This window comes from Micromonospora trifolii (genome assembly GCF_050516465.1).
GTDB lineage: Bacteria > Actinomycetota > Actinomycetes > Mycobacteriales > Micromonosporaceae > Micromonospora > Micromonospora trifolii.
Genome location: NZ_CP191526.1, coordinates 1095575 through 1113207, shown reverse-complemented (window position 1 = coordinate 1113207; position 17633 = coordinate 1095575). Strand labels below are relative to the sequence as shown.

The 17633-nt window shown below is 71.7% G+C and carries 14 protein-coding genes; 11 read left to right on the top strand and 3 right to left on the bottom strand.

Annotated elements, in window-relative coordinates:
- Positions 1 to 192 precede the first annotated feature (192 nt).
- From ACQRWP_RS05065 to ACQRWP_RS05050, 4 genes are all read left to right on the top strand, one after another.
- Positions 193 to 1377 (top strand): zinc-dependent alcohol dehydrogenase, encoded by a 1185-nt coding sequence (locus ACQRWP_RS05065; RefSeq protein WP_430503128.1) that lies wholly within the window; start codon positions 193 to 195, stop codon positions 1375 to 1377.
- Positions 1378 to 1441: 64 nt separating this feature from the next.
- Positions 1442 to 2362 (top strand): SDR family NAD(P)-dependent oxidoreductase, encoded by a 921-nt coding sequence (locus tag ACQRWP_RS05060; RefSeq protein ID WP_430501032.1) that lies wholly within the window; start codon positions 1442 to 1444, stop codon positions 2360 to 2362.
- Positions 2363 to 2474: 112 nt separating this feature from the next.
- A complete protein-coding gene (locus tag ACQRWP_RS05055) occupies positions 2475 to 3479 on the top strand; it encodes a serine hydrolase (protein ID WP_430501031.1) in 1005 nt (334 codons plus the stop codon).
- 124 nt (positions 3480 to 3603) lie between these two features.
- Positions 3604 to 4752: an MBL fold metallo-hydrolase gene (locus ACQRWP_RS05050; protein WP_430501030.1), complete on the top strand. Its 1149-nt coding sequence runs from the start codon at positions 3604 to 3606 to the stop codon at positions 4750 to 4752.
- Between the two features lie 74 nt (positions 4753 to 4826).
- Here the strand turns inward: ACQRWP_RS05050 and ACQRWP_RS05045 are convergent, their stop codons facing one another.
- Complete coding sequence (locus tag ACQRWP_RS05045) at positions 4827 to 6338, bottom strand: deoxyguanosinetriphosphate triphosphohydrolase family protein (RefSeq protein WP_430501029.1); 1512 nt, start codon at positions 6336 to 6338, stop codon at positions 4827 to 4829.
- Between the two features lie 117 nt (positions 6339 to 6455).
- Here ACQRWP_RS05045 and ACQRWP_RS05040 point away from each other — a divergent pair, with 117 nt between their 5' ends.
- The 3 genes from ACQRWP_RS05040 to ACQRWP_RS05030 all read left to right on the top strand — a co-directional run bounded on the left by ACQRWP_RS05040 (position 6456) and on the right by ACQRWP_RS05030 (position 10632).
- Positions 6456 to 8954 (top strand): Tex family protein, encoded by a 2499-nt coding sequence (locus tag ACQRWP_RS05040; RefSeq protein WP_430501028.1) that lies wholly within the window; start codon positions 6456 to 6458, stop codon positions 8952 to 8954.
- 291 nt (positions 8955 to 9245) lie between these two features.
- Positions 9246 to 10130 carry an aminoglycoside phosphotransferase family protein gene (locus tag ACQRWP_RS05035; RefSeq protein ID WP_430503127.1) on the top strand — a complete coding sequence of 295 codons (885 nt, stop codon included), beginning with the start codon at positions 9246 to 9248 and terminating at the stop codon, positions 10128 to 10130.
- A 34-nt stretch (positions 10131 to 10164) separates the two neighbouring features.
- Positions 10165 to 10632 carry a hypothetical protein gene (locus tag ACQRWP_RS05030; RefSeq protein WP_430501027.1) on the top strand — a complete coding sequence of 156 codons (468 nt, stop codon included), beginning with the start codon at positions 10165 to 10167 and terminating at the stop codon, positions 10630 to 10632.
- Here the strand turns inward: ACQRWP_RS05030 and ACQRWP_RS05025 are convergent.
- Positions 10562 to 11509, bottom strand: coding sequence for a DUF389 domain-containing protein (locus tag ACQRWP_RS05025; protein WP_430501026.1), 948 nt, complete (start codon positions 11507 to 11509; stop codon positions 10562 to 10564). The two genes, ACQRWP_RS05030 and ACQRWP_RS05025, sit on opposite strands and share 71 nt — an antisense overlap.
- Positions 11510 to 11757: 248 nt before the next feature.
- Between ACQRWP_RS05025 and ACQRWP_RS05020 the strand changes: the two genes are divergently transcribed.
- The 4 genes from ACQRWP_RS05020 to ACQRWP_RS05005 all read left to right on the top strand — a co-directional run bounded on the left by ACQRWP_RS05020 (position 11758) and on the right by ACQRWP_RS05005 (position 16275).
- Positions 11758 to 12444, top strand: a complete 687-nt coding sequence (locus ACQRWP_RS05020) for a sugar transferase (RefSeq protein WP_430501025.1) — start codon at positions 11758 to 11760, stop codon at positions 12442 to 12444.
- Between the two features lie 22 nt (positions 12445 to 12466).
- Complete coding sequence (locus ACQRWP_RS05015; protein ID WP_430501024.1) at positions 12467 to 13615, top strand: DegT/DnrJ/EryC1/StrS family aminotransferase; 1149 nt, start codon at positions 12467 to 12469, stop codon at positions 13613 to 13615.
- Positions 13612 to 14256, top strand: a complete 645-nt coding sequence (locus ACQRWP_RS05010; protein WP_430501023.1) for an acetyltransferase — start codon at positions 13612 to 13614, stop codon at positions 14254 to 14256. The genes ACQRWP_RS05015 and ACQRWP_RS05010 overlap by 4 nt, the downstream gene beginning before the upstream one ends.
- Before the next feature lie 144 nt (positions 14257 to 14400).
- Positions 14401 to 16275 carry a polysaccharide biosynthesis protein gene (locus ACQRWP_RS05005; protein ID WP_430501022.1) on the top strand — a complete coding sequence of 625 codons (1875 nt, stop codon included), beginning with the start codon at positions 14401 to 14403 and terminating at the stop codon, positions 16273 to 16275.
- A gap of 88 nt (positions 16276 to 16363) precedes the next feature.
- Here ACQRWP_RS05005 and wecB read toward each other — a convergent pair whose 3' ends face one another.
- Positions 16364 to 17488 carry a non-hydrolyzing UDP-N-acetylglucosamine 2-epimerase gene (wecB, locus tag ACQRWP_RS05000; protein WP_430501021.1) on the bottom strand — a complete coding sequence of 375 codons (1125 nt, stop codon included), beginning with the start codon at positions 17486 to 17488 and terminating at the stop codon, positions 16364 to 16366.
- Positions 17489 to 17633: the final 145 nt, after the last annotated feature.

Sequence of the window (17633 nt, the reverse complement as noted above, 5' to 3'; positions counted from 1 at the left end):
GACTCGCTGGCTCGCCACGAGACGCACAAGCAGCAGCCACTCACGGACCGGGCTAACGGACCTACAGCGAACGCACGCGCGGACGCCCCCAGCCCCCACCGCAACACCCACAGGCCAGGGACAGGCGGCCGGTTCAAGTGCCTGAGCCCGGGTAGCAGTCTTCCGAGACGGCAGTGAGAAGGGATGAGGGACATGAAGGCGCTCACCTGGCAGGGCAAGCGAGACGTACGGGTCGAGGAGGTCCCGGACCCTCGGATCGAGGAGCCGACCGATGCGATCGTGAAGATCACCTCGACCGCGATCTGCGGTTCCGACCTGCACCTGTACGAGGTGCTCGGGCCGTACCTGAAGCCGGGTGACGTCCTGGGTCACGAGCCGATGGGCATCGTCGAGGAGGTCGGGTCGGAGGTGACCGGGCTCAAGCCGGGCGACCGGGTGGTGGTGCCGTTCAACATCGCCTGCGGCAGTTGCTGGATGTGCGAGCGCCAGCTCTACGCGCAGTGCGAGACCACCCAGGTCACCAGCGAGGGCAAGGGCGCGTCCCTGTTCGGCTACACCTCGCTCTACGGTTCGGTGCCGGGCGGGCAGGCCGAGTACCTGCGCGTCCCGCAGGCCCACTTCGGGCCGATCAAGATCCCGCAGACCGGCGCGGACGAGCGCTACCTCTACCTGTCCGACATTCTGCCTACCGCCTGGCAGGCGGTGAAGTACGCGGACACCCCACGAGGCGGCACCCTGGCCGTCTTCGGCCTGGGTCCGGTCGGGCAGTTCTGCGCGCGGATCGGCCGCCACCTCGGCGCGGGCCGGGTGATCGGGCTGGACCTGGTGCCCGAGCGGCTGGAGCTGGCCCGCCGGCACGGCATCGAGGTGCTCGACGTGAGCCAGCTGTCCGACGTGCCGGGCGCCTTGATCGATCTGGTCGACGGGCGCGGCCCGGACGCGGTGATCGACGCGGTCGGGATGGAGGCGCACGGTTCGCCGGTGGGCAAGTTCGCCCACGCCGCGGTCGGGTTGCTGCCGGACAAGCTGGCCCAGTCGATGACCGACCGGGTCGGCATGGACCGGCTGTCCGTCCTGCACGCCGCGGTCAAGGGGGTTCGTCGCGGGGGCACCGTGTCGGTCTCCGGGGTGTACGGCGGCGAGGCGGACCCGATGCCGCTGATGGAGATGTTCGACCGTGGCATTCAGCTGCGGATGGGGCAGTGTCACGTGCGCCGGTGGACCGACGAGATCCTGCCGCTGCTCTCCGGTGACGACGACCCGCTGGGCGTGGAGGACCTGCGTACCCACCGGGTGCCGCTGGCTCGGGCGCCGCAGGCGTACGAGATGTTCCAGAAGAAGGAGGACGGCTGCATCAAGGTCGTGCTCGAACCATGAGTGCGAGGAGTGAGCCGGGGTTGCGAGCCCCACGGTCACGATTGCAGCGGGCACCGTGAGCCGGGTGGTCGTGATCGTTGGCGCGAGCAGCGGGATCGGCCGGGCGACGGCCCGGGCGTTCGCCGAGCGCGGCGACCGCCTGGTCCTCGCCGCTCGCGCCACCACGACCCTGGCCGAGGTACGCGCGGAGTGCGCCGACGTCGACGTGCTGACCGTGCCGACCGACGTGACCGAGCCGGGCGCGCTGGACGCGCTCGCGGGTGCCGCGATCGACCGCTTCGGCCGCATCGACGTGTGGGTGCACACGGCGGCGGTGATGGCCTACGGTCGCTTCGACGAGCTGCCGGAACGGGTCTTCGACCAGGTGGTACGGACCGATCTGCTCGGCACCGCCGGCTCGCTGCGGGTGGCGCTGCGGCACTTCCGGGCCACCGGGGCCGGCACGGTGATCCTCACCGGTTCGGTGCTCGGGCACATCACCGCTCCGTACATGAGCGCGTACGTGGCGAGCAAGTGGGGGTTGCAGGGTCTGGTCCGGACGGTGCAGCAGGAGTTGCGCGACAGCCCGGGGATCCGGCTGTGCCTGGTCAACCCGGGCAGCGTGGACACACCCGTGTATCAGCAGGCGGCCAACTATCTGGGTCGGATCGGGCGACCTCCGCCGCCGGTCGCCGGCCCGCGGCGGGTGGCCCGGGCCATCGTGGACTGTGTGGACCGGCCCCGCCGGGAGGTGTCGGTGGGCCGGCTCAACGTGGTGCTGCGGGCCGGCTTCACCGTACTGCCGGGGGTCTACGACGTACTCGTCGGACCGTTGATGCGCGCGGCGGGACTGAGTGGACGGTCAGTCGCCGCGCACGACGGTTCGGTCTTCGCCGCGAACCCGGCCGGCGAGGCGGTACGCGGCGGCCACCTGCCCGACCTGCGGCAACTCGTGTTCGGACCGGTCGGTGCGATGGGCGCCGCACTGCGCCGACGGCTCGACTGACCTGTTCGGAACTGTTCGGGACATACTCGGGGGCATCGTGCGTCGATCAACTCGCCTAGGGTGGTGGGCCAGCAAGCGCTCTGGCACACCACGATCGGGGAGACGATTGACCATGCGACTGAACCGTAGGACGGCACTCGGGTTGGGCACGGTAGCCACCGCCGGCACGGTGCTGGGCGCCGCCGCCCCAGCGAGCGCCGCCGAGACCACCGAGGCGTCGCCGACCACCCCCGCTCGGGCCGCCCGTCGGGTCGCCAGCGTCTTCACCAAGCACAGCGCCGAGGCCGGCGGCAACTGGCAGGCGTACGTCAGCGTCGCCGACCCGGCCGGCGCGCCGGTGGTCGCGGTGGAGGCTGACGCGGACCGGCGGATCGAGGCGTACAGCGTCAACAAGATCGCCGTCGCCACGGCGGTGCTCGACAAGGTCGACCGAGGGCTGCTCACCCTGGACCAGCAGGTCGAGGTGAGCGCGGCGATCGTCGTGCCGGGTGGTGACGGCATCTTCAGCCTGGACGGCGCGTACCCGAGCCTGGTGACCATCGGGCACGTTCTGGCCAACCTGCTGACCGTCTCGGACGACACGGCGGTGCGGCTGTGCGGGCTGGTCGCCCCGGCTGCCGAGATCAACTCCATCCTGGTCGCCAAGGGCTTCCCGAACACCCAGGTTCAGCCGGTGGCCAACCCGAACCGGTTCTTCCTCGGCACCAGCACCCCCCGGGAGACGCACGACCTGCTGCGCGCCCTGGTCGCGGGCACGCTGCTCTCCCCCGCCTCGACGACGTACCTGTTGGGCATCCTGCGCTCCCCGGTGGCGTTCACCGACGGCATCCGGCGCACCATGTCCTCCGACGAGCGGGCCCGGATCGCCACCAAGGCCGGCTGGTTCGGCGACGCCCGGCACGAGGCCGGTGTGATCTTCGACCGTTCCGGCGCCGCGGTGCTCACCTATGCCCTCTTCGCCGACGGGCAGGCCAACCCGGAGGACTTCGGCGCGACCCACCCGGCGGTGCAGGCCCGGGCCGCCATGGGCCCGAAGTTCCTGGCCGCGGTGGACCGGATCGCGGGCGTGGGCAAGACCTTCCGGATCACCGCCCGACGCCCCAGCAACGGCGGCTAGGGCACGCGCTGAGCTTGTCCCGGGTCGGTCGCCGCTGCCGGCGACCGACCCGGCGTGGCGACCACCGAGGCACGGGTCGGTCCGGGTGACTACCGTGTAGGGCGGACACGTCGGAGGGACGGCAATGGCACGAGCGCAGAACACGGACGTCGAACGGTCGCTCGGGCGGCGGATGCGGGGCGCCGCTGGCCTGGCCGCGCTGGCCGGCCTGGCCTGGGTCGCCCGGGATGTGCCGGCGGCGTTGGGTGGCCGGCTCAGCGGGGCGCGGGCCGAACGGGCAGCCCGCTCGCCGCAGTTCCGCGAGGGCACCTTCCACAACCGGGCCGGCACCCGCACGATGATCGCCGAGCCAGGGCGCAACCTGGTCCGCGAGCTGATCTTCGGCAAGCAGAAGCGGCGTCCCACCGCGCCCGTGCCGCTGCTGCGCCCCAGCGCTGGGGCGCCGGAGGCTGCCGACACCACCGACGAGCTCAACATCGTCTGGTACGGCCACGCCTCGACCCTGATCGAGATCGAGGGCCGGCGGGTGCTGCTCGACCCGGTCTGGAGCGACCGGTGCTCCCCCTCGGGTCTGGTCGGCCCGCGCCGACTGCACGAGCCACCGGTGGGCATCGACGAGCTGCCCCCGCTGGACGCCATCCTGATCTCGCACGACCACTACGACCACCTCGACATGGCCACCGTACGGGCGCTGCTCGCCGGGCAGTCCGCGCCGTTCCTGGTGCCGCTCGGCGTGGGCGCGCACCTGGACCGCTGGGGCGTACCCGCCGAACGGATCATCGAGCTGGACTGGTCCGAGTCGCACCAGGTGGCCGGCCTGGAGATCACCGCCACCGCCGCCCAGCACTTCTCCGGACGCGGGCTGCGCCGCGACGGCACGCTCTGGAGCTCGTGGGTGGTGGCCGGGGTGCGCCGTAAGGTCTTCTACACCGGCGACTCCGGCTACTTCGACGGGTACGCCGAGATCGGCGCCGAGCACGGGCCGTTCGACGTGACGCTGATGCAGATCGGCGCGTACGACCGGGCCTGGCCGACGATCCACATGTTCCCGGAGGAGGCGGTCAGCGCCCACCTCGACCTGCGCGGCGGGCTGTTCCTGCCGGTGCACTGGGCGACGTTCAACCTGGCCCTGCACGACTGGTCCGAGCCGGTCGACCGACTGTGGGCCGAGGCGAAGGCCCGCGACGTGCGGCTCGCCGTGCCCCGACCGGGCGAGCGGGTGGTGGTCGACGAGCCGCCAGCAGTCGACGGCTGGTGGCAGGGCGTCGCCTGAGTCAGGCCCAAGCAGGCATCGCCTGACTCAGGCCACAGCAGGCATCGCCTGACTCAGGCCACAGCTGAGCCGGGTCAGAGCACGAACGCGTCGGTCCAGAGCGCGCCGGACCGGCCGGAGAGCGCGTCCAGCATGGCCACCGCCTGACCGTCGGTGAGCTGCGCGACGAAGTCCACGATGGCTCTGCCCCGGGCGCGACCGATCCGGTCCGGGGTACGCGGGTGCAGCTCCGCCTCGGCCAGCTCGACCAGGTCGTGCAGCCGGCGGGGCAGTCGGGACTCCTCCTCCGGGTCGAGCAGCCACTCCCAGAGCGCCTCGACCAGGGTGCCCAGCAGCCGGGCCTGGCCGCGCTGGTGCAGGGCGAGATCCGGGCGGGCCAGCACGAACCGGTGGTGGACGAACTTGAGCACCTGCACCTCGTGCCACTGGGCGCAGCCGAGCAGCACGTGCCCGGAGCGCACCGACGGCTGTTCGGTGACCGTGATCGCCTCGACGAAGCGGGTGGACCAGCGGGCGGAGAACCGAGCCACGTACTGCTCGGCCTCGATCGAGCCGTCGAACGGCATCGCGAGCAGCCCGTCCACCAACTCCTCGCGGACGTGTTCGACGGCGGCGGCGAACGCGTCGTCGTCGGCGATCCAGGCGTCCTTGCGGTGCAGTTGCCGGCGTAGCCGCTCGATCGCCGCCCCGGGTCGCCGGGCCGCCGTGGCCAGTGCCGCGTCGGTGATCGCCCGCAGCTGCCCGCTCTCGCGCTGCCAGGCCATCAACTCCGCGGAGACCGAACCCTGCTGGAGCACCCCGACCCGGTAGAAGTCCTCCACGTCATGAATGGCGTACGCGATGTCGTCGGCGGTGTCCATCACGGACGCCTCCACGGTCTGCTGCCAGTCCGGGATGCGACCGGCGAACGGCGCCCGGGCCTGCCGCAGGTCGTCCAGCTCGGTCCGGTACGCACCGAACTTCGACGAGCCGCTCTCCGGGTCGTCCGGCGGCGGGGTTGCTCCGCGCGGCGGCGGGTCCATGGTGCGCGGGTGCGGGTCGGGGTGGTCCAGGCGGGTCCACGGGTACTTCAGCATGGCCGCGCGGACCGCCGCGGTCAGGTCCAACCCGGTAGTGGCCGCGCCGCGGATCTCGGTGCTGGTGACGATCCGGTACGACTGCGCGTTGCCCTCGAACCCGTCGGAGAGGCCGAGGCGCTGGCGGGCCAGCCGGTCCAGCACCCGCTCCCCCAGGTGCCCGAACGGTGGGTGGCCGAGGTCGTGGGCGAGCGCCGCCGCCTCCACCACGTCGGGGTCGCAGCCGCCGAGCTTGTCCAGCAGGTCACGCCACCGTTCGTCGGCGCCCAGCCGCTCGGCGACCGACCGGGCCACCTGGGCGACCTTGAGGCTGTGAGTGAGCCGGTTGTGCACCAGCAGCCCGGAGCCGACCGGGCTGATCACCTGGGTGACGCCGCCGAGGCGGGCGAAGAACGGCGAGCCGACGATCCGGTCCCGGTCGGCGCGGAACGGGTTGGCCGTGAGGTCGCCGAGGGCCCGGGCGCTGCCGCCGAAGAGCCGCCGGGCGCGCGGCTCCGCAGCAGATTCCATGATCGCCACGCTAGCGCAGGCCCGACGGGACCGCCGCCGGTCACCCCGGCCGGGCGCTGTGGTTCGGTCCTCCGCCCCGGCCGGGCGCGGCGACAGCGCCCCGGCCGGCCCGGCAGAATGCAGGCGTACCCGCTCTTTGAAGGCGGATCGAGTCGAAGGCGGATCGAGATCGTGACCCAGTCTGTTCATCAGCGGATCGCCGACGAGCTCGGCGTGGCCGAGCGTCAGGTGCGGGCGGCCGTGGAGCTGCTCGACGGCGGCGCCACCGTGCCGTTCATCGCCCGCTACCGCAAGGAGGCCACCGGCCTGCTCGACGACACCCAGCTGCGCACCCTGGAGGAGCGGCTGCGCTACCTGCGCGAGCTGGACGAGCGGCGGGCCGCGGTGCTGGAGTCGATCCGCGGCCAGGGCAAGTTGGACGAGGCCCTGGAAGCGCAGATCATGGCCGCCGACTCGAAGTCCCGGCTGGAGGACATCTACCTCCCGTACAAGCCGAAGCGACGGACCCGGGCGCAGATCGCCCGCGAGGCCGGGTTGGCCCCGTTGGCCGAGACGCTGCTGGCCGACCCGGGTCAGGACCCGCGGGCCACCGCCGCCGGGTTCGTCGATGAGGAGAAGGGCGTCGTCGACGCCGCCGCCGCGCTGGAGGGCGCGCGGGCGATCCTCATCGAGACCTTCGCGGAGGACGCCGACCTGATCGGCACGCTGCGCGAGCAGATGTGGTCGCGGGGCCGGCTGGTTTCCCGGGTACGCGAGGGTCAGGAGGCGGCCGGCGCCAAGTTCGCCGACTACTTCGACTTCTCCGAGCCGTACCCGAAGCTGCCGTCGCACCGGATCCTGGCGATGTTCCGGGGCGAGAAGGAGGGCGTGCTCGACCTGACGATGGAGTCGGAGGAGGCGGGCGAGGCGGACGCCGTGCCAACCGGCCCGACCCGGTACGAGGCGGCCATCGCCGGCCGGTTCGGGGTGTCCGACGCGGGCCGCCCGGCCGACCGTTGGCTGACCGACACGGTCCGCTGGGCGTGGCGTACCCGGATCCTCATCCACCTCGGCGCGGACCTGCGGATGCGGCTGTGGCAGGCGGCCGAGGAGGAGGCCGTCCGGGTGTTCGCCACCAACCTGCGGGACCTGCTGCTCGCCGCGCCGGCCGGCACCCGGCCCACCATGGGCCTGGACCCGGGCCTGCGGACCGGGGTGAAGGTGGCCGTGGTGGACGCCACCGGCAAGGTGGTCGCCACCGACACCATCTATCCGCACGAGCCGCGCCGGCAGTGGGACGCGTCGGTGGAGACCCTCGCCCGGCTGGCCGGGGCACACGGGGTGGAGCTGATCGCGATCGGCAACGGCACCGCCTCCCGCGAGACCGACAAGCTCGCCGGTGATCTGATCGCCCGGCACCCGCAGCTCAACCTGACCAAGGTGATGGTCTCCGAGGCTGGCGCGTCGGTCTACTCCGCCTCCGCGTACGCCTCGCAGGAGCTGCCCGGGATGGATGTGTCGCTGCGCGGCGCGGTCTCCATCGCCCGCCGCCTCCAGGACCCCCTCGCGGAGCTGGTCAAGATCGACCCGCGCTCGATCGGCGTCGGTCAGTACCAGCACGACCTGTCCGAGGTGAAGCTGTCCCGGTCGCTGGACGCGGTCGTGGAGGACTGCGTCAACGCGGTCGGGGTGGACGTCAACACGGCCTCCGCGCCGCTGCTGACGCGGGTCTCCGGGATCGGCGCCGGTCTGGCCGAGAACATCGTGCTGCACCGGGACGCCAACGGGCCATTCCGCTCGCGTACCGAGCTGAAGAAGGTGGCCCGGCTCGGGCCGAAGGCGTTCGAGCAGTGCGCCGGCTTCCTGCGCATCCCGGACGGCGACGACCCGCTGGACTCCTCCAGCGTGCACCCCGAGGCGTACCCGGTGGTGCGCCGGATCCTCTCCACCACCGGGCAGGACCTGCGCTCGGTGATCGGCAAGAGCGGCATCCTGCGCGGGCTGCGGGCCACCGACTTCGTCGACGACCGGTTCGGCCTCCCCACCGTCACCGACATCCTCGCCGAGTTGGAGAAGCCGGGCCGGGATCCCCGCCCGGAGTTTCGCACCGCCACCTTCGTCGAAGGGGTGGAGAAGATCAGCGACCTGACGCCCGGCATGGTGCTGGAGGGCGTGGTCACCAACGTGGCCGCGTTCGGCGCGTTCGTCGACGTCGGGGTGCACCAGGACGGTCTGGTGCACGTCTCGGCGATGTCCCGGACCTTCGTGAAGGAACCCCGCGAGGTGGTGAAGTCCGGCGACGTGGTCAAGGTCCGGGTGCTCGACGTGGACGTACCCCGCAAGCGGATCTCGCTGACCCTGCGCCTGGACGACGAGCCCGCCACCGTCGGTGGTGGTGGTAGCCGGACTGGCCAGGAGGGTCGGGGCCCGGCGCAGCGCGCGCCGCAGGGCGGTCGCGGCGGGCAGGGCGGTCGCGGCGGCGGGCAGGGCGGTGGCGGGCAGCAGGGCGGCCGAGGCGGCCAGCAGGGCGGTCGTGGCGGGCAGCAGGGCGGTCGTGGCGGGCAGCAGCGGCAGGGCGCACCGGCGCCGGCCAACGACGCGATGGCCGAAGCCCTGCGCCGCGCCGGATTGGCCTGACCCCGTCAGCTGACGCGGAGGTGACCGGGATGCCCCCGATTCGGCGGTCATCCCGGCTCCTCGGCTGAGTGCCTCTGCTGGCGCTCGCCACCGGAACGCCAAGCCACAGCAGATCTTGGACAGTTTCCGTTCTGGTGGAACGGAAACTGTCCGAGATCTGGAGTCATCGGGCCATGAGACCTGGCCGGGACGGCCGCAGGCGGCGGGCGGACGGCGCGGGCGGGCGGCGCCGGCGGCGGGGAAATCGGCTCGCGTGGCCGCGGGGTCCGGAGTGATGATCTCGCGGTGAAGATGCACGCCGATCAGGTGGACGTGAGCGTGGACGTGGTGTCCGCGCTGGTAGCCGAGCAGTTTCCCCGATGGGGTGGTCTACCGATCCGGCCGCTTCCCTCGACCGGCACCGAGAACGCTCTGTTCCGGCTCGGCCCGGACGTCGTGTTGCGGTTTCCGCTGCTGCCCTCGACCGATCCCGAGCTGCGCGCCGGGCTGCGGCGCGAGCAGGAGTACGCCGTACTGCTCGCCGCGCACCTGCCGGTCGCGGTGCCCGAACCGCTCGGCCTCGGCGAGCCGGGCGACGGATACCCCGGGCCGTGGACGGCGTACCAGTTCCTTCCGGGGGAGACGGCCCAGCTCGACCGGATCGGCGACCTCGACGTCTTTGCCCGTGACCTGGCCGGCGTGGTGAGGGCCCTGCGCGGCATCGACACCGGCGGGCGGGTCTGGCCGGGGACCGGGCGCGGCGGGCCGCTGGGCGCCGAGGACGCCGACGTACAGGCCGCGCTCGCCGTCAGCGGCGCGCTCACCGACACCGCCGCGCTCGCCGAGGTGTGGGACCGGTCCCGGGACGCGGGCCGGGACGACCCCGCCGACGTGTGGATCCACGCCGACCTGATGCCGGGCAACCTGCTGGTCCGCGACGGCCGGTTGGCCGCGGTCATCGACCTCGGAACGGCCAACGTGGGCGATCCGGCGGTGGACCTGATGCCGGCGTGGAACATGTTCGACGCGGGTTCCCGGGACACCTACCGGCAGGCGCTCGGCGTGGACGACGCGACCTGGGAGCGGGGGCGCGGCTGGGCACTGTCCCAGGCGATCAACGCGCTGCCGTACTACGTCGACACCAACCCGGTGATGGCCGACATCGCCCGGCGCACGCTGCTCGCCGTACTCGACTGAGCCGGGCCGCACGCGCGGGCGTACCGTCGGCGTCGTGAGCGAGCGCGACGACCGGGAGTGGCGGGATCGGCAGCGGCAGGCGGTGCGGGCGCACGCCGACGCGGATGCGCGGCGGCGGGCCGCCGAGCAGGCGGAAGCCGCGGAGCTGGTGGCCTGGTTCGTGGCCGAGGCGACCCGGCGAGGGCTGCGCACCACCCGGCTGGTTGCCCGGGGTTACGACGGGCGCGGCCGCTACCGGACCCGCCTGACCGGCTGGTACGTCGACCGGGCCGAGACCCGGGCGGTGGACGTGACCGGCCGGTTCCACCTGTTGACCGTGCCGGGCGGTCTGCGGGCCCGGCTGTTCGGCGTCGACCCGGAGCCCAGCCCGGCGCCGTTGGTCGTCGGGGCTGGTGGCCGTGACGGCGAGTCGATTCCGCTGCGGACGCTGCTCACCCGGTTGCTGGACGACGGGACCGGCGAGCCAGGCCCCACCACCAGACCTGCTGCACCACGAGGGTGAGAAGCCCGGCCAGGACAATCGCGCACAGGTTGATCACTAGTTGGAGTGCCGAGCCGCCCGCTTCACCCCACACTCCGTAGGCGGCGGCCACCGCCACGTTCGCGGCGGCCGGGACCGTGGTCACCGAGATCAGCACCCCGACCAGGCTGCCGGACTTCTTCGACGTCAACGAGAGCATGCCGGCCACACCGGCGAGTAGACCGACCACCCAGGACAGCGCGTCCGGCCGCCAGATGAAGTCGGTGAGCGGGCGCTCGGCGAGCAGCATCTCCCGGCTGACCAGGCCTGCGGCGCTCAGCGCCCAGGTGCTCAGCACTGTCGCCACCATGGCCGCCAGGAAGCCGACCGTGAGGGCCTGCACCGAACGGCCGACGCCCCCGAGCTGGCGGCGCAGCAACGCCACGCAGAGCGCGGCGAGAGGACCGAACTCCGGACCGACCACCATCGCCCCGACGATGAGAATCGGCTGGTCCAGCAGCACACCGATGCCGGCGATCATGGTGGCCACCACGATCAGCACGAGGTAGGTGCCGGACAGTTCGGTCTGCTCGCCGGTCTTCGCGGCGATCTCGTCCCAGACCACCGCGTCCGCGCCGCTGCCCGGCGCCCGGTCCGCCGCCCGGTCGGCCGCCGCGGAGATGGTCAGCTCGACGTCCTCGGCCGCGATGCCGCCGCTGGCGTCCACGCCGATGCGCTGCAGCTCCTGCAGGACGCGGTCGGCGCTCTCCCGCACCACGTCGCAGAGGATGAGATCGCCCTGCGGTTGCCGGGCAGCACCGGGCAGCACCGCCAGGTGAGTCACCCCCGCCTCCGCGGAGAGCAGGTCGACGACCTCCGCCGACCGGTCCACCGGGGCGATCACCCTCAGGTGCAGCACGTCAACCCCCCTCGCCCAACCGGCCAGTTCTTCCCTCGCCCGACCGGCCGTCGCGACTCTACCGCTCGGTCCAACAGCCGCAGGAGCTGCACAAGGCCGCGGATCTGGCCGTGTCCGACTACGGGGTTTCGGGGTTGATCGGGGGAATGCGGACCCGGTGTCGCTATTCGGCACCCCCGCGTCGTGTGTACCTGATATGACAAATGAGTACGTTTTGCGTAGATCACGTGGGAGGTCACAACGTGCCGGTGCCTGATGGTCTCGTGGACGCCGATCTGTCACTGCCCCGGACCAGCCCGAAACGGGGCAAGCGCATCATCGACGTCACCGTGGCGGCAGTCCTCCTCATCCTGGTCACGCCGGTGCTGATCGTGGTGGCGGCCCTGGTCGCGGCGGGTCTCGGCCGCCCGGTGCTGTTCCGACAGTGCCGCGCCGGCCTGCACGGCCAGCCCTTCGAGGTGGTCAAGTTCCGCACCATGCGCCCACCCAACCGGAGCCTCGGCCTGCTCGGAGACCGCGACCGACTCACCCCGCTCGGGCGTTGGCTGCGCGCCACCAGCCTGGACGAGCTGCCCACGCTCTGGAACGTGCTGCGCGGTGACATGAGCCTGGTCGGCCCGCGCCCGCTGCTGCCGGAATACCTCGGCCGCTACTCCCCCCGCCAGGCCCGGCGGCACGAGGTCCGGCCCGGTGTCACCGGGTTGGCCCAGGTACGGGGGCGCAACAGCCTGAGCTGGGAAGAGAAGCTGGACTTCGACGTCCGGTACGTGGACAGCCACAACCTGCGGGTCGACCTGTCGATTCTCGCCGCGACCGTCCGGACCGTGCTGCGCCGCGAGGGGATCAACGCGGCCGGGTCCGCGACCGCGCCGGAGTTCCTCGGTACGGCGGCCCGACGTCCGGCACCTTCGCAGCGGGATCGGACACCGGCATGACGATTCCCCAGGGAGCCGGCCGATGAGCCAGACGATCCACCTCTCCTCACCCGACGTCGGGCCGCTAGAAGAGTCGTACCTGGTCGCGGCCCTGCGTTCCGGCTGGGTGGCACCGGCCGGCCCGGACCTGCAGGCCTTCGAGAGCGACATCGCCGAGCGGGTCGGCACCGGCGGAGCCGTCGCGGTCAGCTCCGGCACCGCCGCCCTGCACCTGGCGCTGCTCGGCGTCGGCGTGGGGCCGGGCGACGTGGTCATCGTGCCCACGCTCACCTTCGTGGCCACCGCGAACGCGGTTCGGTACATCGGCGCGCGGCCGGTCTTCGTCGACTGCGACCCCAGGACTGGAAACGTCGACGTCGGCCTCGCCACCGAGCTGCTGCGCCGGTTGCGAGCGCGCGGCCAGCGGGTCGGCGCGATCGTCCCGGTGGACATGTTCGGCAGCTGCGTCGACTATCGCGCGCTGGTCCCGGTGTGCGCCGAGGCCGAAGTCCCCCTGGTGGAGGACGCCGCGGAGGCGCTCGGGGCCAGCCACCGGGGGCAACCGGCGGGCTCTTTCGGGCACGCCGGTGTGCTCTCGTTCAACGGCAACAAGATCATGACCACCTCCGGTGGCGGAATGCTGGTGTCCGACGACATCGCGCTCCTCGACCGGGCCCGACACCTCTCCACACAGGCCCGCGAGCCGGCCCGGCACTACGAGCACCGGGAGACGGGCTACAACTACCGACTGAGCAACCTCCTCGCGGCGCTCGGCCGGGCCCAGTTGCTCCGGCTGGACGGAATGATCGCGCGACGCCGCCAGCTGCGCGACCAGTACGCCAAGCTCTTCGCCCCGGTACCGGGCGTCCAGCTACTCGGCGCCGAGGACACTGAGTCGAACTGCTGGCTCACCGTCATCACCGTCGAACGGGAGCGGTGCGGTTGGCGGGCCGACGACCTCGCGGCCCACCTGGCCGAGCGGGACATCGAGACCCGACCGGTGTGGAAGCCGATGCACCTGCAACCCATGCACGTCGGCGCCGAGAGCCTGCTCACCGGCGCGGCGGACCGGCTCTTCGCCGACGGGCTCACCCTGCCCAGCGGGAGCGCCCTGACCGAACCGCAGATCGCACGGGTGTTCGCCGCGATGGACGAGTTCCTGGCCGTCCGGACGGGAGGGTCCACGGCGTGACGACGGGACTGGTGGTGGTCGGCTGCGGCGGGCACGGCCGGGAGGTGCTCACCATCGCCCGAGCGGTGAACGAGGCCGCCGGCCGGGCGATCTGGCAGCTGCTGGGCGTCGTCGACGACCGACCCACCGAGGAGAACCTGAAACGGTTGCAGCGACTCGACGTGCCGTACCTCGGGGACGTGGCCTGGCTGCGTGACGCGCCCCCGACCACCCGGTATCTCATCGGCGTCGGCGATCCCCGGGTCCGTCGCGCCATCGGCTGTCGGATCGACTCGTACGACATCACCGCCGCAAGCCTCGTCCACCCGGACGCCACCATCGGGCCGGACACCGAGTACGGGCCGGGGCTCGTCGCCTTCGCGGGCGCCCGGGTCACCACGAACGTCACCCTCGGTCGGCACGTCCATCTCAACCAGAACGCCACCGTCGGCCATGACAGCAGCCTCGCGGACTACGTCTCGGTCAACCCGCTCGCCGCGGTTTCCGGGGATTGTCACCTGGCCGAGGGTGTGCTGATCGGGACCACCGCCGCAGTGCTGCAGGGCCTGCGGATCGGGCGGGACTGCACCGTCGGGGCAGGTGCCTGCGTCGTCCGGGATGTACCCGATGAGGCGACGGTGAAGGGCGTTCCAGCCCGCTGAGGCCACCGATCAGACAGCATCTCAGCTTGTAATAACAGAAAGCGCCCAAGTGCGCTTATTTGGCATGTAACAAGAACAAAGATCCTAGAGGCTCTTCTGCCGTGCGGGCGGGAGCAGCCGTGCGACAGGACAGGGAGCCAGCACATGCCGCAGGACACCGAGACCACGCAGAGCGCGGACCGGCAGGCCCGGCGGGCCCGGGCCCGCCAGCGCACCGTCGGGTTCCTCGCCACCGACACCACCGCCTGGGTCGGTGGCTTCGTCGCGGCCGCGTGGACCCGGTTCGAGTTCCAGCTCCCCCCGGGCCAAGTGGGCCGGGCAGCTGCAGTCGGTGTCGTCGCGGCGGTCGTCCACGTGGCAGTGGCCGCGCTGCGCCGGCTCTACTCCGGGCGACACCCGCTGGGCAGCCTGCAGGAGGTCCAGGGCGTCGCCGGCACCGCCATCACCACGGCGGGAATCGCGCTGCTCGCCCTGCTGCCGTCCGGCGAGCGGCCGGTCCCGGCGAGCACCCCCCTGGTGGGTGGCGCGCTCGCCCTGCTGTTCATGCTCGGTGCGCGGTTCGCGTACCGGCACCGACGCGACCTCGCCATGCGGCCGGACGTACGGTCGTCGACGCCGGTGCTGCTGTTCGGAATGGGTGACGCCGGCCAGGGCCTGCTCCGCGCGATGCTCAGCGACCCGCGCGGTCGGTACCTACCGGTCGGCGCGCTCGACGACGACCCGGACAAGCGCGATCTGCGCATCGGCGGGGTACGCGTACTGGGTGGACGGCACGAGGTGACCGAGTCGGCCCGGCGTACCGGCGCCACCGCGGTCATCTTCTCGGTGGCCAACGCCGACGCCGCGCTGATCCGCCAGATCCGCGAGGCCACCCTCGAGGCCGGCGCGGTCTTCAAGGTACTGCCCCCGGTGCGGGACCTGGTCGACCATCGGATCACCGTCACCGACGTCCGCGACGTACAGGTCAGCGACCTGCTGGGCCGCCGGCAGGTGGTCGGCGACCTGCCGCTGAGCACCAACAGTCTGACCGGCCGGCGAATCCTGGTCACCGGCGCCGGCGGGTCGATCGGCTCCGAGCTGTGCCGTCAGGTGATGAAGGCCAACCCCGGCGAGCTGATGATGCTCGACCGGGACGAGTCGGCCCTGCACAGCCTGCAGATGTCGCTCAGCGGACGGGCCATGCTGGACGGGCCCGAGCTGATCCTCGCCGACCTGCGCGACGACGAGGGGATCCGGCAGATCATCCGGCAGCGCCGCCCGGAGATCATCTTCCACGCGGCGGCGCTCAAGCACCTGACGTTGCTGCAGCGGCATCCTGGCGAGGCGATCAAGACCAACGTCTGGGGCACCCTTTCGGTGCTCGACGCCTGCCAGGACGTAGCCAAGTTCGTCAACATCTCCACCGACAAGGCGGCGGACCCGATCAGCGTCCTCGGCTACTCGAAGCGGATCACGGAGCGGTTGACCGCGCACGCCGCCTCCCGGTTCCCGGGTACGTTCCTGAGCGTCCGGTTCGGCAACGTGCTAAGCAGCCGCGGTTCGGTGGTGACGGCCTTCCAACGGCAGATCGAGACCGGGATGCCCTTGACCGTCACCCACCCGGAGGTCACCCGCTACCTGATGACCCTTCAGGAGGCCGTCCACCTGGTGCTTCAGGCCGCCGAGATCGGTCGGGACGGAGAGGCGCTGGTGCTCGACATGGGCGACCCGGTCCGGATCATCGACCTGGCACGCCAGATGGCCGACCAGGCGTCCAGCTCGGTGCCCATCGTCTACACCGGCCTGCGGCCCGGCGAGAAGCTGCACGAGGACCTGCTCGGGACCGGCGAGATCGACGCCCGGCCCCTCCATCCCCTGGTGTCCCACGTGGCCGTGCCGGCGCTCGATCCGATGGAGGTCAGCGGACTCGACCCGTACGAGGATGTGGCGAAGGTCGTCGAACACCTCGCGCTGCTCTGCACCCAGCCGAGCCATCCGGTGGTGGACGGTCCACTCGGCGTACCACTGCAGTCGCGCTGATCGGCCCGTCCGCACCGGCGTCCGGGTTCACGCAACCGGGCCGGCGACCGCAGGTACGCGCGGTCGCCGGCCCGGTTGGCTGCCTCGTTCAGCGGCGGATGCCCGCCCAGTCGTGGTGCCGGCGAACGGTGGAGAGGATGAAGTCGACCACCCGTCGGGAGGTGTCCGGCACCTGGTAGTCGACCGGACAGGGCACCCCCTGCGCGGCGACCTGGGCCACGGTGACCTGGACCGCCTCGACGACGCCCTCCGGGTCGAGACCGGTCATGATGATGCCGCCGGCGTCCAGCGCTTCGGGGCGTTCCATCGAGTCGCGCAGGGTGACCGCCGGGAAGCCGAGGATCGCTGCTTCCTCGCTGATGGTGCCGCTGTCGGAGAGGGTGCACCGGGCCTGGCTCTGCAGGCCTACGTAGTCGAAGAGACCGAACGGCTCGTGGAAGGTTATGCCGTCGACGCTGAGATCGGCGTCGGTCAGGGCCTCCAACCGCTTTCGGGTACGGGGGTGGGTGGAGACGAGCACCGGCAGCCCCCAGGTCTGCCGTACGGCGTGTAGACAGTCGAGCAGCCGACGCAGCCGGGCCGGCTGGTCGACGTTCTCCTCCCGGTGCGCGCTGACCACGAAGTAGCCGCCGGGTTCGAGGCCGAGCTGGCGCAGAATCCCCGAGCCCTCGATGTCCGCGGCGTAGTGGTTCAACACCTCACGCATGGGTGAGCCGGTGTGCAGGATCCGGCGCGGATGGAGCCCTTCGGCGAGCAGGTTTCGGCGGGCGTGCTCGCTGTAGACCAGGTTGAAGTCGGCTACGTGATCGACCAGACGCCGGTTGGTCTCCTCCGGCACATTGAGGTCGAAACAACGATTGCCGGCCTCCATGTGATAGACGGGCACTCGCATCCGCCGTGCCATCAGGGCGGCGATGCTGCTGTTCGTGTCGCCGAGGACCAGGAGTGCGTCCGGCCTCAGCTCGGCGATTGCCGCCTCCATGCCGATCAACACACCTCCCAGCACCCGTCCCAACGAAGAGGTGTCCACCCGGAGGAACCTGTCCGGCTCGCGCAGCCCCAACTCCTTGAAGAAGACCTCGGAGAGGGCCGTGTCCCAGTTCTGCCCGGTGTGGACCAGCACGTGCTCCACAGTCTCATCGAGCCCGGCCATGATCCGGGACAGCCGGATGATCTCTGGTCGGGTCCCTACCACCGTCATCACCCGTGTCATGTCTCCACCCTTCGCCGACGCCTGCGCCGGAGTCCGTCTCGAGCCGGCAATTCGATCGTTGGACAAACGAGTAGCAATAGCCGGTGGTAGCGGCATTTTTGATGAAAATTAGTCGTCTATCAAATTTGTCGACGGTTATCGGATT

What these genes read in the sequence shown, in the direction of transcription:
- ACQRWP_RS05065 (WP_430503128.1), top strand. Translation starts at nt 193, where the DNA reads ATGAAGGCGCTCACCTGGCAGGGCAAGCGAGACGTACGGGTCGAGGAG.
- ACQRWP_RS05055 (WP_430501031.1), top strand. Translation starts at nt 2,475, where the DNA reads ATGCGACTGAACCGTAGGACGGCACTCGGGTTGGGCACGGTAGCCACC.
- ACQRWP_RS05050 (WP_430501030.1), top strand. Translation starts at nt 3,604, where the DNA reads ATGGCACGAGCGCAGAACACGGACGTCGAACGGTCGCTCGGGCGGCGG.
- ACQRWP_RS05045 (WP_430501029.1), bottom strand. Translation starts at nt 6,338, where the DNA reads ATGGAATCTGCTGCGGAGCCGCGCGCCCGGCGGCTCTTCGGCGGCAGC.
- ACQRWP_RS05040 (WP_430501028.1), top strand. Translation starts at nt 6,456, where the DNA reads ATGCAGGCGTACCCGCTCTTTGAAGGCGGATCGAGTCGAAGGCGGATC.
- ACQRWP_RS05035 (WP_430503127.1), top strand. Translation starts at nt 9,246, where the DNA reads ATGCACGCCGATCAGGTGGACGTGAGCGTGGACGTGGTGTCCGCGCTG.
- ACQRWP_RS05015 (WP_430501024.1), top strand. Translation starts at nt 12,467, where the DNA reads ATGAGCCAGACGATCCACCTCTCCTCACCCGACGTCGGGCCGCTAGAA.
- ACQRWP_RS05005 (WP_430501022.1), top strand. Translation starts at nt 14,401, where the DNA reads ATGCCGCAGGACACCGAGACCACGCAGAGCGCGGACCGGCAGGCCCGG.
- wecB (WP_430501021.1), bottom strand. Translation starts at nt 17,488, where the DNA reads ATGACACGGGTGATGACGGTGGTAGGGACCCGACCAGAGATCATCCGG.